The organism is Microbacterium sp. NPDC097977, assembly GCF_040302605.1.
Lineage (GTDB): Bacteria > Actinomycetota > Actinomycetes > Actinomycetales > Microbacteriaceae > Microbacterium.
In genome coordinates this window covers 1-13,756 of sequence record NZ_JBEOUR010000003.1, presented here as the reverse complement: position 1 = coordinate 13,756, position 13,756 = coordinate 1, and the positions used below count along the sequence as shown (strand labels likewise).

The 13,756-nt window shown below is 68.6% G+C and carries 18 protein-coding genes; 2 read left to right on the top strand and 16 right to left on the bottom strand.

What is annotated here, in order from left to right:
• Nucleotides 1-33 precede the first annotated feature (33 nt).
• Entirely contained in the window at nucleotides 34-861 is an 828-nt protein-coding gene (gene tsf / locus ABTZ43_RS01265) for a translation elongation factor Ts (RefSeq protein WP_056417202.1), read from the bottom strand.
• A 42-nt stretch (nucleotides 862-903) separates the two neighbouring features.
• On the bottom strand, nucleotides 904-1,845 hold the full coding sequence (rpsB, locus tag ABTZ43_RS01260; protein WP_056417199.1) for a 30S ribosomal protein S2: 942 nt from the start codon (nucleotides 1,843-1,845) through the stop codon (nucleotides 904-906).
• A 309-nt stretch (nucleotides 1,846-2,154) separates the two neighbouring features.
• Between rpsB and ABTZ43_RS01255 the strand changes: the two genes are divergently transcribed.
• The gene (locus ABTZ43_RS01255) at nucleotides 2,155-2,727 is read left to right on the top strand and encodes a murein hydrolase activator EnvC family protein (RefSeq protein WP_350537582.1); all 573 of its coding nucleotides are present in this window, start codon (nucleotides 2,155-2,157) and stop codon (nucleotides 2,725-2,727) included.
• A 10-nt stretch (nucleotides 2,728-2,737) separates the two neighbouring features.
• Here ABTZ43_RS01255 and ABTZ43_RS01250 read toward each other — a convergent pair whose 3' ends face one another.
• From ABTZ43_RS01250 to ABTZ43_RS01210, 9 genes are all read right to left on the bottom strand, one after another.
• Complete coding sequence (locus tag ABTZ43_RS01250) at nucleotides 2,738-3,640, bottom strand: tyrosine recombinase XerC (protein WP_350537581.1); 903 nt, start codon at nucleotides 3,638-3,640, stop codon at nucleotides 2,738-2,740.
• A gap of 104 nt (nucleotides 3,641-3,744) precedes the next feature.
• Nucleotides 3,745-4,929, bottom strand: coding sequence for a DNA-processing protein DprA (gene dprA, locus ABTZ43_RS01245; RefSeq protein WP_350537580.1), 1,185 nt, complete (start codon nucleotides 4,927-4,929; stop codon nucleotides 3,745-3,747).
• Nucleotides 4,926-6,455: a YifB family Mg chelatase-like AAA ATPase gene (locus tag ABTZ43_RS01240; RefSeq protein WP_350537579.1), complete on the bottom strand. Its 1,530-nt coding sequence runs from the start codon at nucleotides 6,453-6,455 to the stop codon at nucleotides 4,926-4,928. Before ABTZ43_RS01240 ends, dprA begins: the two co-directional genes overlap by 4 nt.
• Entirely contained in the window at nucleotides 6,452-6,811 is a 360-nt protein-coding gene (locus ABTZ43_RS01235; protein ID WP_056419491.1) for a YraN family protein, read from the bottom strand. Before ABTZ43_RS01235 ends, ABTZ43_RS01240 begins: the two co-directional genes overlap by 4 nt.
• Before the next feature lie 102 nt (nucleotides 6,812-6,913).
• Nucleotides 6,914-7,240, bottom strand: a complete 327-nt coding sequence (locus tag ABTZ43_RS01230) for a DUF2469 family protein (protein ID WP_056419488.1) — start codon at nucleotides 7,238-7,240, stop codon at nucleotides 6,914-6,916.
• A gap of 47 nt (nucleotides 7,241-7,287) precedes the next feature.
• On the bottom strand, nucleotides 7,288-7,947 hold the full coding sequence (rnhB, locus tag ABTZ43_RS01225) for a ribonuclease HII (RefSeq protein WP_056417169.1): 660 nt from the start codon (nucleotides 7,945-7,947) through the stop codon (nucleotides 7,288-7,290).
• On the bottom strand, nucleotides 7,944-8,678 hold the full coding sequence (gene lepB / locus ABTZ43_RS01220; protein ID WP_056417166.1) for a signal peptidase I: 735 nt from the start codon (nucleotides 8,676-8,678) through the stop codon (nucleotides 7,944-7,946). Before lepB ends, rnhB begins: the two co-directional genes overlap by 4 nt.
• Nucleotides 8,679-8,795: 117 nt before the next feature.
• Complete coding sequence (rplS, locus tag ABTZ43_RS01215) at nucleotides 8,796-9,143, bottom strand: 50S ribosomal protein L19 (protein WP_056419484.1); 348 nt, start codon at nucleotides 9,141-9,143, stop codon at nucleotides 8,796-8,798.
• A 189-nt stretch (nucleotides 9,144-9,332) separates the two neighbouring features.
• Nucleotides 9,333-9,821 (bottom strand): hypothetical protein, encoded by a 489-nt coding sequence (locus ABTZ43_RS01210; protein WP_056417164.1) that lies wholly within the window; start codon nucleotides 9,819-9,821, stop codon nucleotides 9,333-9,335.
• A 139-nt stretch (nucleotides 9,822-9,960) separates the two neighbouring features.
• On the opposite strand from ABTZ43_RS01210, the gene map reads away from it, so the two are divergent.
• The gene (gene map, locus ABTZ43_RS01205; protein ID WP_056419480.1) at nucleotides 9,961-10,743 is read left to right on the top strand and encodes a type I methionyl aminopeptidase; all 783 of its coding nucleotides are present in this window, start codon (nucleotides 9,961-9,963) and stop codon (nucleotides 10,741-10,743) included.
• A 16-nt stretch (nucleotides 10,744-10,759) separates the two neighbouring features.
• On the opposite strand, the gene ABTZ43_RS01200 is transcribed toward map, so the two are convergent.
• The 5 genes from ABTZ43_RS01200 to rpsP are packed head-to-tail and all read right to left on the bottom strand — an operon-like array spanning nucleotide 10,760 to nucleotide 13,529.
• Nucleotides 10,760-11,497, bottom strand: a complete 738-nt coding sequence (locus ABTZ43_RS01200) for a class I SAM-dependent methyltransferase (RefSeq protein WP_350537578.1) — start codon at nucleotides 11,495-11,497, stop codon at nucleotides 10,760-10,762.
• Between the two features lie 35 nt (nucleotides 11,498-11,532).
• Nucleotides 11,533-12,243: a tRNA (guanosine(37)-N1)-methyltransferase TrmD gene (trmD, locus tag ABTZ43_RS01195; RefSeq protein WP_056417158.1), complete on the bottom strand. Its 711-nt coding sequence runs from the start codon at nucleotides 12,241-12,243 to the stop codon at nucleotides 11,533-11,535.
• Nucleotides 12,244-12,262: 19 nt separating this feature from the next.
• A complete protein-coding gene (gene rimM, locus ABTZ43_RS01190) occupies nucleotides 12,263-12,874 on the bottom strand; it encodes a ribosome maturation factor RimM (RefSeq protein WP_253386010.1) in 612 nt (203 codons plus the stop codon).
• Nucleotides 12,858-13,088: an RNA-binding protein gene (locus tag ABTZ43_RS01185; protein WP_045255226.1), complete on the bottom strand. Its 231-nt coding sequence runs from the start codon at nucleotides 13,086-13,088 to the stop codon at nucleotides 12,858-12,860. The genes rimM and ABTZ43_RS01185 overlap by 17 nt, the downstream gene beginning before the upstream one ends.
• Nucleotides 13,089-13,094: 6 nt before the next feature.
• Nucleotides 13,095-13,529: a 30S ribosomal protein S16 gene (gene rpsP, locus ABTZ43_RS01180; RefSeq protein ID WP_056417146.1), complete on the bottom strand. Its 435-nt coding sequence runs from the start codon at nucleotides 13,527-13,529 to the stop codon at nucleotides 13,095-13,097.
• Between the last annotated feature and the right edge of the window lie 227 nt (nucleotides 13,530-13,756).

Sequence of the window (13,756 nt, the reverse complement as noted above, 5' to 3'; positions counted from 1 at the left end):
CGGATCTCGTTGATCCGAACCCCTTCGACTCTGCTACGCGCCGACCTTGAAGCGCGCGAAGTCCGTCACGGTGATACCGGCGTCCTTCGCCACCTGGGCGACAGAGAGCTTGTTGTCCTTCGCGTAGTCCTGCTCGAGCAGTGCGACCTGCTTGATGAACGCGGAGACGCGACCCTCGACGATCTTGGGCAGGGCCGCTTCCGGCTTGCCCTCGTTGCGGGAGATCTCGGTGACGATCACGCGTTCCTTCTCCACGGCGTCAGCCGGGACGTCCTCGCGGGACAGGTACGACGGGTTCGCGAACGAGATGTGCTGGGCGATGCTGCGAGCGGTCTCGGCATCGTCACCCGAGTAGGCGACGACGACACCGATCTGCGGCGGCAGGTCCTTGCTGGTGCGGTGCAGGTAGACCTCGACGTGGTCGCCCGAGATGGTGCGCACGCGGCGCAGCTCGACCTTCTCGCCGATGATCGCGGCCTCTTCCGAGATGACCTGCTCGACGCTCTTGTCGCCGGCGGGTGCGGCCAGAGCCGCCTCGACCGAGTCCGCCTTGACGGCGGCGACGGCATCCGCGACCTTCTCGGCGAGCGTGATGAAGCGCTCGTTCTTCGCGACGAAGTCGGTCTCGCAGGCGAGCTCGATGAGCGTCACGGCGCCGTCCTGCTCGCGAGCGACGACGAGTCCCTCGCTGGTGGAACGGTCGGCACGCTTCGCGTTGCCCTTGGCACCCTTGAGACGCAGGATCTCGGTGGCCTTCTCGACGTCTCCGTCAGCCTCCTCGAGTGCCTTCTTGGTGTCGACCATTCCGGTACCGAGCTGCTCACGCAGCGCCTTGAGGTCAGCGATGGTGAAGTTGGCCATGTGTGGTGGCTCCTTGCTTCGTAATGTGTGGTGGTCGCGGGATTACTTGGCGTCTGCGGCCTCGGCGGCGGCGACCTCGGAGGTCTCCTCACCGGAAGCGGCGGCGATCGCCTCGTCGTGAGCCTCGGCACCGGCCGCGTCAGCGGCGGTCTCGTCGGCGGCCGGCGTCTCGACGACGGCAGCCTCATCGGCGGCGGTCTCGACGGTCGCGGCGTCCGCGGACTCCTGGACGGGAGTCTCGAGAAGCTCCTTCTCCCAGTCGGCGAGCGGCTCGGCGTCACCCGTCTCGGGGTTGTGCTTCTGCTGCAGACCCTCGGCCGCGGCATCCGCGATGATGCGGGTGAGCAGCGAGACGGAGCGGATCGCGTCGTCGTTACCGGGGATCGGGTACTGGAAGTCGTCCGGGTCGGCGTTCGTGTCGAGGATTCCGATCACGGGGATGCCGAGCTTCTTGGCCTCATCGATCGCGAGGTGCTCGCGCTTGGCGTCGACGACCCAGATGGCCGACGGCGTCTTGGTGAGGTTGCGGATTCCGCCGAGCGACTTGTGCAGCTTGTCGAGCTCACGCTTCTTGAGCAGGAGCTCCTTCTTCGTGAAACCGCTGTTCGCAGGGGTCTCGTAGTCGAGCTCCTCGAGCTCCTTCATGCGAGCGAGTCGCTTGGAGATCGTCTGGAAGTTGGTGAGGAGGCCACCGAGCCAGCGCTGGTTCACGAAGGGCTGGCCGACACGGGTCGCCTGCTCTGCGAGGATCTCCTGCGCCTGCTTCTTGGTGCCGACGAAGAGGATCGTGCCGCCGTGGGCGACGGTCTCCTTGACGAAGTCGTAGGCCTTGTCGATGTACCCGAGCGACTGCTGCAGGTCGATGATGTGGATTCCGCTGCGCTCGGTGAGGATGAAGCGCTTCACCTTCGGGTTCCACCGACGGGTCTGGTGTCCGAAGTGCACGCCGCTGTCAAGCAGCTGGCGGATGGTGACCACAGCCATGGTCGTCTCCTTGTTCTGACGCGGTTCTGCGCCGTTGAGGTTGTCAAGTCGATCGGAACGATCGAACTCCCTGGTACCCGGCGCACACCCGCCCGCCGTGAGGCGAGACCTGTGGGAGTGGATGCCACGACCGAAGTCGCTGTGGGCACGCGTAGTCACCTCGAGATCGAGGTGCTCCTCCAGCATACAGGACGCGCGGCCCGCGCACCCGCTCTGCACCGAAGGCGTATCTACCGTATGGCGCACACCTGCCGGGGAGATCACGGGCGACGCGAGGCGCGAGCGGACGGGAGCGCACAGGATGATCCGATGCGAACCCACCCGCCCATGCGCGCGCCGATGATCGTCCTCGCCCTCCTCCTGGTTCTCGTCTCGCTGGGCGGTCGCGCGGATGCGTCCGTGATGACGGCGACGCGGGCGCGCAGCATCGTCGAGGGCGCGGATCCGGCTCCCGACGCCGTCCATCCCCGCTGGGACTGGCCGCTCGAAGGGCCCCGCGACGTGACGTCGCCGTATCGGGCACCCGCCCACGAGTACGGAGCCGGGCACCGTGGCATCGACGCGACGACGTCGGTCGGCGCCGAGGTCAGCGCACCGGCGGAGGGTCGGGTCGCCTTCCGCGGGTCTGTCGTCGACAGGCCGCTGCTCACCATCGAGCATCCCGGAGGGTATGTGTCGACGTTCGAACCGCTGATCTCGACCTGGCAACCCGGCGACGCGGTGGCCGCCGGCGATGTCATCGGGACCGTCGCCGTCGGCGGCCATGCCGTGGCAGGCACGCTGCATCTCGGGGTCAGATCGCACGGGGTGTACATCGACCCCCTGATCCTGTTCGGGCCGGTGCCGAGAGCGGTGCTCCTCCCCTGCTGCGACGGGCCGTGACCCGTGGGTGTCACGCGCGGGGGTGCGCCAGGCGGTACGTGGCGGTGAGGCGCTCCGCCGAGACGTGCGTGTAGATCTGCGTGGTCCCCAGGCTCGCGTGTCCGAGGATCTCCTGCACCGCGCGCAGGTCGGCCCCGCCGTCAAGCAGGTGCGTGGCCGCGGTGTGCCGCAATGCGTGGGGCCCCACCGTGTCGACGCCCACGAAGGGGGCGAGCACCTCGGCGACCAGAGTGTAGACCGCGCGGGGTCCGATGCGGCCCCCACGACTCCCCAGGAACAGCGCGGCGGACGGATGGGCGGCACGGGCGAGGAGCGCCGGGCGACCCCGGGTGAGATAGGCGCCGATGGCATCACGAGCGGGCACCCCGAACGGGACGACCCGCTCCTTGGCGCCTTTTCCCAGCACCCGTGCAGTGCCACGATCGAGGTCGAGGTCGTCGACGTCCATGCCGCACAGCTCCGAGACGCGGATGCCCGCGCCGTAGAGGAGCTCGAGGACACCGTGGTCGCGCAGCGCTGTCGGCTCACCGGACTCCGCCGCCTGCCGCTGGGTCTCGAGGAGTGCTGTCATGGCATCTTTCGAGGCGACGGTCGGCAGCGTCCTCCCCCGCTTGGGCGCGATCAGACGCAGGCTCGGGTCATGCGTGAGCACTTCCTGCTCCACCGCCCAGCTGAAGAAGGACCGAGCGGCGGCGGCGCGACGGGAGAGAGTCGAACGGGCGTCTCCTCGCTGCGTGGCTGCCCACAGCCAGTCCCGCAGCGTGTCCAGCGTGATCTGCTCCAGAGAGAGACCGGACGCGGACGCGCCGAGGTCCCGGAGGTCGGACCGGTAGGCGCGCACGGTCGCCGAGGACAGCCGACGCACCCGCTCGAGATGGTCGGCGAAGGCATCCACTGCCGCCGGGAACTCCATGCGCCCCAGCTTGCCGGACCTCCTGCCGCCAGGACGTCAGCCGCGCCGCCCGCGCTCCCCCGCCGAACACGGCCAGTCGGCCGGCACCGCGGGCACTCGACCACTCATCGCCGATCGCTGTGCCCGCTCAGCCACCCGCCGTCGGTGCGACGGGCATCGCCCTCCAGCTCGAGGAGGCCGAGAAGGGCGCTCACGCGCGTGGGCGCCAGGCCCGAGCGGCGGGCCAACTCGATGACGGTCGACGGCGTGCGAACACTCAGCGCGTCCTGCAGACGCCGTCGCTCGGGGTCGACGCCCTCACCACCCTGCGCGCCACCCTGCGGTTGACCCGCGACGCCCCACAGCTCGCGGATCTCCTCCGATGTCGTCACGCAGCGCGCATCGTATTCACGGAGCAGCCGGTGGCAGCCCGCCGATGCGGCGGATGTCACCGGCCCCGGCACGGCACCCAGCGGACGCCCCAGTGCGGCGGCGTGTCCGGCGGTGTTGAGCGAGCCGCTGCGCCACCCCGCCTCGACGACGACGGTCGCATCAGCCAGCGCAGCGATCAGCCGATTGCGCGCGAGGAACCGCCACTTCGTCGGCGCCGTGCCGCAGGGGACCTCGCTCACCACGGCCCCCGTCTCGACGATGCGCTGCAGCAGCTGTCGATGCCCCTGCGGATAAGCGCGGTCGACTCCGCCGGCGAGGAATGCGATCGTGCGACCCTCGACGCCGAGGGCAGCCCGATGCGCGGCGCCGTCGATCCCGTACGCGCCCCCGGAGACGATGACCGCGCCGGAGCCGGCCAGCTCGCCGGCGAAATCGCCCGCCAGCATCTCTCCGTAACCGCTCGCGGCGCGCGCCCCGACGATCGCCACGCGAGGTTCGGCGGAGAGCAGCGATGCGTCGCCGCGCACCCAGAGCACCATCGGCGCATGCGCGCCGAGATCATCGACGGCCCGCGGCCACTCGGAATCGCCGGGTATCAGCAGTCGGGCCCGCACATCGCCCGCGGCTCCGACGGCATCGGCCACTGCTCGGACCTCTGCGCGCACCCGCCACCGTGCCCGCCCCTCGGCCAGAGCCGAGGCGCCTCGCCCAGAGGTGGGACCCATACCCTCATCGAGAGCGGCCCTCAGCGCCTCCGTGGCCCCCAGCGCCTCCACCAGCGCACCCGCGACCCCGTCGCCCGGCTCTGCGATGACGGACCACGCGACCCTGGCCAGCGCGTCCTCGTCACCGCCCGCGCCGCGGACCGCCGCCATCGCCGAGACGACTCCCCGGTCGCTTCGCAGTTCGTCGATCATGACCCGAAACCTCGCTTCAGATACAGCGCGCGTCCGACCTCGTCGGGCCCCGGCCGCCCCGCCCCCTCCAGATCCGCCATCGTCCACGCCAGTCTCAGCACGCGGTCATAACCGCGGAGCGTCAGCGTGCCCCGCTCCAGTGCGCGGTCGAGCGGAGCCCGCGCGGCCGCCGCGATCCTGATGTCGGGCTGGCGCAGGCGCGTGCCCGGCACATCTCCGTTGCGTCGCCACGGCGTCCCGCGCCACCGCTCGGTCGCACACTCCCGCGCCTCCAGAACCCGACGCCTGGCGACCTCGCTGGTCAGAGCCGCCCGATCGCCGGTCATCGCACGGCTCGCGGACACGCGCGCGACGCGCAGTTCGATGTCGATGCGGTCTCGCAGCGGCCCCGACAGCCTCGTCGCATATCGTCGGATCGCGAGCGAGGGACAGAGACATTCGGCACCGCGCACGCCGTAGTTGCCGCACGGGCACGGATTCAGTGCCATGACGAGTTGGAACCGCGCAGGGAACAACGCGGTCATTCCGGATCGGCTCACTTCGATGGCTCCGGTCTCGAGCGGCTGCCTCAGCGCGTCGAGCGCGACCCTCGAGAACTCCGCCGCCTCGTCGAGGAAGAGCACGCCTCTGTGGGCTCGCGAGATCGCCCCGGGCCTCACCACCCTCGACCCGCCGCCGACGAGGGCTGCCACTGACGCACTGTGGTGCGGGGCCTCGAGGGGTGGCATCACGCTGAGGCTCCGCACGGACTCGCCGGAGAGCGAGCGGATCGACGCGACCTCCAACGACTCCTCCTCGGAGAGCGGGGGCAGGATTCCGGGGAGCCTGCGGGCCAGCATGGTCTTTCCCGCCCCCGGGGGCCCGCTGAGGAGCAGGTGATGTCCTCCGGCGGCGGCAGCGACCAGAGCGTTCACCGCGTCCTCCTGCCCCACGACATCGGCGAGGTCGAGGTCAGGCGCCTCTTCGACCACGGGGGCAGCCACGGGCACGGGGTCGGCGTCCAGAACCTCGATGTCGGCTCCGTGCCAGACGGCGACCTCCGACAGAGTGCTGGCGGAACGCACCTCCACCCCGGGGACGAGACGGGCCTCGGCCTCGTTGGCGCGAGGAACGATCACGGTCTCGAATCCGGCTCGAGCAGCCGCGAAGACCGCGGGCAGGACGCCGGGCACAGGGCGCAGCCGGCCGTCGAGACCGAGTTCACCGAGGTGCACCGTACCCGCGATCGCACGGGTCGACAGCGCTCCCCCTGCAGCGAGAGCGGACACCGCGATGCTCAGGTCGAATGCCGACCCCTGCTTCGGCAGGCTCGCCGGGGACAGATTCACGGTGAGCCGCCGCCGCGGCAGATCCAGAGCGGAGTTCTTGCACGCGTTGTGCACGCGCTGGACGGCTTCGGCCAGCGACTTGTCGGGCAGCCCGATGATCTTGAAGTCGGGTGTCTGATTCGAGAGGTCGGCCTCGACCTCGACGAGATGTCCGTCCACTCCGGTGAGCGCGACAGCCCAGGTGCGAGCCGTCGTCACGACACATCCTCGAGGTGCTCGATCGTGCCGTCAGCGGGGTCGCCGACGATGCCGATCGCCTCGACGCGTATCGTGCGTCCTCGCGCCGTCTCGGGATGCGCGGCGGCCCAGGCGTGCGCGAGCTGCCAGAGCCTGCGCGCCTTGCGGGCATCGATCGCTTCGAGCGGATGCCCGAAACCGATCGTCCGCCGCGTCTTCACCTCGACGATCGCCAGGATCTCGCCGCGCACAGCGACGATGTCGATCTCTCCCTGTGGACACCGCCAGTTGCGATCGACCACCTCGTAGCCGGCTTCCGTCAGATGACGGACCGCGCGCTGTTCACCGTCTCTGCCGAGTTCGTCTTTCGCTGCCATGAGCACAGCGTCTCGTGCGCGAGGGCCCGTCGACGCTCCCGATCGCTCGATCCCCCGGCCGCTGAGGATAACCCGTCAGGATGCTGCATCGGGCAGGAGAGATCACTCTCCGTCGAGCGACAGTTCCTGAGGGATCTCGAACTCGCGCCGCTGGAGCTCCTCGACGTTGACGTCCTTGAAGGTGAGCACACGGACGGCTTTCACGAAGCGGTCTGCCCGATAGATGTCCCACACCCAGACATCGCTCATCGAGATCTCGAAGTAGAAGTCGTGCTCGGTGTCGCGCCGCACCACATTGACCTCATTGGCCAGGTAGAAGCGTCGCTCGGTCTCCACGACGTACTGGAACTGTGCGACAACATCGCGGTACTCGCGGAACAGTGCCAGCTCGAGCTCGCGGTCGTAGTCGTCGAAGGCTTCCTCATCCATGATCACTCCATCCTAGAGTCGGCGGCGGAACCATGACGCACTGCAGCTCAGAACAGGGTCGGCGCATCCGCAATGGCCCAGGACGCCCGGTGGTGCGGAGACAGCCCGAGAGTCCGGATCGCATCCCGGTGCTCCAGGCTCGCATACCCCTTGTTGCGATTCCACTGATAGGCGGGATGCCCGTCGTGGAGCTCCGCCATATACGTGTCGCGCGCCACTTTCGCGATCACCGACGCCGCCGACACCGAAGCGCAGTCGCGGTCCGCCTTGATGACGGGTCGCACGGTCAGCGGCGTGGGATGCACGGCCGAGAGGTAGTCGTGATTGCCGTCGAGCAGCACCAGCGCCCCCTCGGCGGCGATCCCCTGAGCGAGCACGCCCTGCACGGCCCGGGACGCGGCGAGTCCCAGTGCCCGCATGATGCCGACCTGGTCCACCTCCGCGGCGCTGGCCCAGCCCACACTCGACGCCTGCACCCAGGCGGACGCCCGCGCGGCGACATCGGGGCGTCGCTTCTCGGTGACGAGCTTCGAATCCCTCAGTCCCTCGGGAACACGCCGACGGGCACCCGCGGCGTCCATCACCGCCGCCCCCACCGCGACGGGGCCCGCGAGCGCACCGCGTCCGACCTCATCGAGGGAGATCACGATCTCGCACTCGCGGAGCAGACGACGCTCGAGGGCGAGCGTGGGAGCCGCGACGCTCATTCCGGGTCCGGGACGCCGTTGAAGATGTCGTGGTGCCCGTCGATCGGACCGAGTCGGTCGAACGGCCACGTGGTGAGGAATGCCTTGCCGACGACGTTGTCGATCGGCACGAATCCCCCGGACGGCAGATCCTGATGCGCGCGGGCATCGCGCGACCGATCGCGATTGTCGCCGAGGAGCCATAGAGAGCCCTCCGGGACGACGACGTCGAACGGCTCGTTGGACGCGGCGGTGTCGCCGTCAGGCAGGTTGAGATAGCTGAGCTCGTCGATCGGCGCACCGTTGATCGTGATCTGACCGAGCGCGTTGCAGCACACGACATGGTCGCCGGGAAGACCGATCACCCGCTTGACGAGGTGGTCCTGGGAGTCGGTGGCCGAGATGCCGACGAGGGTGAGCACCCAGTCGACGGCCTCGATCAGCGGAGGCTGCGCAGGCGTCTGCGGCTGGCCGTCGAGCCACCCGCCCGGGTCCTTGAACACCACGACGTCGCCCCGTTCGTAGGGCGTCCAGCGCGGGGTGAGCTCGTCGACGAGGATGCGGTCGTCGACGATGAGCGTGCGCTCCATCGACGCCGAGGGGATGTAGAACGACCGCACGACGAACGTCTTCACGACGAACGACACGAGCGCGGCGATCACGACGATCACCAGCACGTCGCGCAGGAAGACGAGGAAACCGCGGCGTCGTCCGGTGGACGGCGTGGATGCGGTCGCGGAGTCGTTCGTCATCAGGTTCCTTCACTGTCTCGCACCGCTCGGAGACGGCAGTATCAAGGGTCGCACACCCCGGGGAGAACACAGCACCCCGGGACATCGTGTCCCGGGGTGCTGTGGAGAACCTGCGCGTCAGTTGAAGCGCTTCTCCTTGATCTTGGCCTTCTTGCCCCGCAGCTGGCGGAGGTAGTACAGCTTCGCGCGACGCACATCACCGCGGGTGACGACCTCGATGTGGTCGATCACCGGGGAGTGCACCGGGAAGGTACGCTCGACGCCCACCTGGAAGCTGATCTTGCGAACGGTGAAGGTCTCGCGCACGCCATCGCCCTGGCGGCCGATGACGACGCCCTTGAAGACCTGGATACGCGAGCGGGTGCCCTCGGTGATGTTCACGTGCACGTTGACCGTGTCACCGGGGTTGAAAACGGGAACGTCGGTACGCAGCGATGCTGCGTCGACGGCGTCGAGGATCTGCATGATCGTCTCTCTCTGCACTCGCCTCAGGTCGGATGCATGATGTAGGAAGGAATAAGAACGATGTGTGCTGAACGGCGCCTAGGCGTCCGCGGGCTCCCCTGGGGCAGAGCCGGTCACGGCACAAACATTCATTCTGCCACGGATGACGCGTGCGACCAAAACGTCGCCGAGCCGTCGCCGAGTCGGGGCTCAGGCCCGCTCGTCGCTCTCGCGCACCACGATGACCTCATGCGCTCGGGTCGCCGGTGCCGGTTCGTCCACACCCGGCACGGTCGACCAGGCGATCGTCTCCCGGAAGCGCGCGCCGTTGCCCTTCGCCTCGCTCCACAGCTGCCAGAGCTGCAGCCAGACCAGCCCGATGCCGACCACGACGGCCGCGGCGAGCAACCACCCGAACGCGCCGTCGATGAAGCATCCGACGGCGATGGTCAGTCCGTGCCAGACGGTGAACCCCGCGACGTCCCACCAGGACACTGCGCGCTCGGCGCGCACCGACGGACGCGATCGCGTGAGGAGGGTGAGGAAGAGCTGTCCGACGAATACCGACGGCACCGCGATGAACAGCACCCAGAGGATCGCCCACCCGCCCTGGAACACTCCCCAGCCGATGAACAGCCACAGGGGCAGCAGGAAGGCCGAGGGGATCAACCACCGGAAGAACGCCTGACGCAACCTCATGCCTCGATGCTACGACCCACGGGGCGGTCGGCACTCGGTGTTCGCTGAGAGCGGGGCGGGATGCTCGTGCGGTCCCGTCTCGGCGAACGCCGGAACCGCACGGATCGACGAGAATGGAGGAGACGAGAGGACACCCCCGATGATCGAACTGCGCACACCTGCCGAGATCGACGAGATGCGCGCCGCGGGCCGCTTCGTGGCCGAGACGCTGGCCACCCTGCGCGAGGAGACGAAGGTCGGCACCAATCTGCTGTCGATCGACCGTCGCGCGCACGATCTGATCCGGAAGGCAGGCGCGGAGTCCTGCTACATCGACTACCACCCGTCCTTCGGAGCGAGCCCCTTCGGCAAGGTGATCTGCACGTCGATCAACGACGCCGTGCTGCACGGACTCCCCCACGACTACGTGCTGCGAGACGGCGATCTGGTCTCCCTCGACTTCGCCGTCTCCGTCGACGGCTGGGTCGCGGATTCGGCCGTGTCCTTCGTGGTCGGGACCCCGCGAGACGAGGATCTGCGGATCATCGAGACGACGGAGCGTGCGCTGGACGCCGCCATCGCCGCCGCCGTGGTGGGCAACCGGATCGGTGACATCTCGGCCGCCATCGCCGCGATCTCGCACGGCGAGGGCTATTCCATCAACACCGACTTCGGCGGCCACGGCGTCGGGCGCATCATGCACGGCGATCCGCACGTGCCGAACGACGGCCGCGCCGGCCGGGGATTCCCGCTTCGAGAGGGTCTCGTGTTCGCACTCGAGCCCTGGCTGCTCGAGACGACGGACGAACTCGTCACCGACCCCGACGGCTGGACGCTGCGCAGTGTCGACGGCTCACGCGGAGCGCACTCCGAGCACACGGTCGCCGTGACAGCCGACGGGCCGATCGTCCTCACCGACCGTTCCTTCCTCGGCGTCGACTGAGACGTGCCCGACCCTCTCAGAGGCTCCGGTACAGATAGACGTCGGTGACGACCGGAAGGTCGAACTCCGTGCGGCCGTGCGTCCGCGGGTCGGCATCGAGCACGGCCTCGATCTGCGCGGACATCTCCGCCCTGGTCGCGTCGTCCGCCACCAGGAACGTGCTGACCGTCGACCAGCGCTTCAGGTAGGCGTCACGGCGGATCCTCTCCACCCACCGGATCTGCTCTCGCCGGACGAACTCGAATCCCGGCAGCTCCTCGCCGGCGCTGCTGGTGGTGTCATCCGACGCGGCCACGGCGGGGTGCGCGATCCGGTGCGCCGCTCGATCCCAGGGGCACTCCGGATCCGAGTGGTTCCAGATCAGCCCGAGCGCTCCCCCGCTGACGAGGACCCTGGCGATCTCCGCGCAGGCCGGTTCCCGGTCGAACCAGTGGAAGGCCTGCGCGACGGTGACGAGGTCGATCGATCCCGACTCCACCGGGATCTGCTCGGCGCTGCCGAGCATGGCATCGACGTCCGGGAGCTTGGAACGCAGCACGGAGATCATCGCCGGGGAGGGTTCGACCGCACAGACACGCTCCGCCCTGTCGGCGAGCAGCTCCGTGAACTTGCCGGTGCCGGCACCGAGATCGAGAGCGGCGCGCACGGGGTGGGGACAGAGCACATCGACCGCCGCCGCGGGAAACCCGGGGCGGTACCGGTCGTACTCGGTCCCGATCAGCTCGAAAGACTTCGCCAGCACCTCATCAGCCATGGTGCGACGCTATCAGCGCGAAGGAGCGGACCTCTCTAAGAGGGGTCGTCGGGCAGCAGGTCGGGCCGCCGCCGACGGGTCCGCTCGATCTGCTGGTCTCGGCGCCAGGAGGCGATCACGCCGTGGTTGCCGCTGAGCAGGACATCGGGAACCGCTCGCTCCCGCCAGACCGCGGGCTTCGTGTAGGAGGGGTACTCGAGCAGACCGTCCTCGTGGGACTCCTCCACCAGGCTCTCGGGATTGCCCACCACGCCGGGTATGAGCCGACCGATCGCCTCGATCATCGCCATGGTGGCGACCTCGCCCCCGTTGAGCACGTAGTCGCCGAGGCTGATCAGGCGCACCTCGCCTCGCGACGCTGCGTACTCGAAGACCCGCTCGTCGATGCCCTCGTAGCGGCCGCAGCCGAAGATGAGGTGATCGCGGGTGCTCAGATCGCGGGCCGTCGCCTGGGTGAACACCTCGCCGGCGGGCGAGGGGAAGATGATCGTCGGCGCGGTCGTCTCGACGGACTCCGGCGGCGTCGTCAGCTCGTCGATCGCGAGTCCCCACGGCTCGGGCTTCATGACCATGCCCGCCCCGCCGCCGTACGGAGTGTCGTCGACGGTGCGATGGCGGTCCGAGGTCCAGTCGCGCAGATCGCGCACGCGCAGGTCGAGGATGCCGGAGCTCTGCGCCCTGCCCAGCAGCGAGAGTGTCAGACCGTCGAAGTACGACGGGAAGATCGAGAGGACGTCGATGCGCACGGAGGAACCGTACCCGCGGTCACTCGGATGCGTCGGAGCCCTCGGGCTCCCCCGCATCCGCGGTGTCGGGAAGCTCTTCGAAGAGCCCGGGAGGGGGCGTCACGATGACCCGCCCTGCCGCGACGTCGACGGTGGGGACGATCGCCTTGACGAACGGGACGAGGATCTCGGCCTCGCCGGCGCGGACGATCAGCAGATCCTGTGCCGGGAAGTGCTCGACGCGGGCGACCTTGCCGATCACGACGTCGTCACGGACCACGTCGAGCCCGACGAGCTGGTGGTCGAACCATGCGTCGTCCTCGACCTCGTCGACGTCCTGGTCGATCCAGAGGATGGCCCGGACGAGCGTCTCGGCACCCTCTCGGTCGTCGACGTCGTTCAGGAAGACGACAGGATTGCCGTTCATCACGCGGTACTCGCGGACGGTGACGGTCTTGCCGTGCCACGGAGATGCCTCGGGCACCTGCAACGTGAACTCCGCACCCGGCGTGAAGCGTCGCTCCGGGTTGTCGGTGTACAACTCCAGCTTGAGAGCGCCCTTGAGGCCATGGGCCTTGACGAGACGCCCGACGCGCAGCTGGTTCTTGCCCTGGTTGCGATCCTTCGCAACCACGTCAGTCGTCCGCGACATCGACGCGGACGCGACGCCCATCGGCCAGCGCCGAGATGAGCGTACGCAGTGCCTTCGCGGTGCGGCCGCCGCGCCCGATCACGCGTCCACGGTCATCGGGGTGCACACGCACCTCGAGGATGTCGCCTCGCGGCGATGTGGAGGCGTTGATACGGACATCCTCAGGGTGATCGACGATCCCCTTGACGATGTGTTCGAGCGCGGCGGCGAGCACGACGGATTACTCTGCGTCGGCGGCGGGAGCCTCAGCGGCCTCCGCGTCGGCCTTGGCGGGAGCCTCCTCAGCGGGGGCCTCCACCTTCTTCTCGGCCTTGGGCTTGACGACGGACTTCTTCGACGAGTCGATCTCGAACGGAACCTTGGGCTCCTTGACCTTCAGCGTCGACTTGGCGTTCTTGTCGCCCTTGAACTTGCCCCAGTCGCCCGTGATCTTGAGCAGAGCGGCGACCTGCTCGGTCGGCTGTGCGCCGACGGAGAGCCAGTACTGCGCACGCTCGGAGTCGATCTCGATGAACGAGGGCTCCTCGGTGGGGTGGTACTTGCCGATCTCCTCGATCACGCGACCATCGCGCTTGGTCTTCGAGTCGGCGACGACGATGCGGTAGTAAGGCGCGCGGATCTTGCCCAGGCGCTTGAGACGAATCTTGACAGCCACGATTCTCCTGAATTGTGTGGAAGGTGACGAACCGATCGCCTGGAGCGTGGGGTGCACACCCGGCGGAAGCTCAAATAGGAGGACGAGCGCTGGATAGAGGGTCGAGCACGTCGTCCGACCTTCTATTCTGCCAGATCCCCGGGATCCGAATCACCAGGCGATGCTCGATCGCAGCATCCACGACCCGCTGAACAACTCGTTCCGCAAGCCGACCTGGCAGGAGGGCA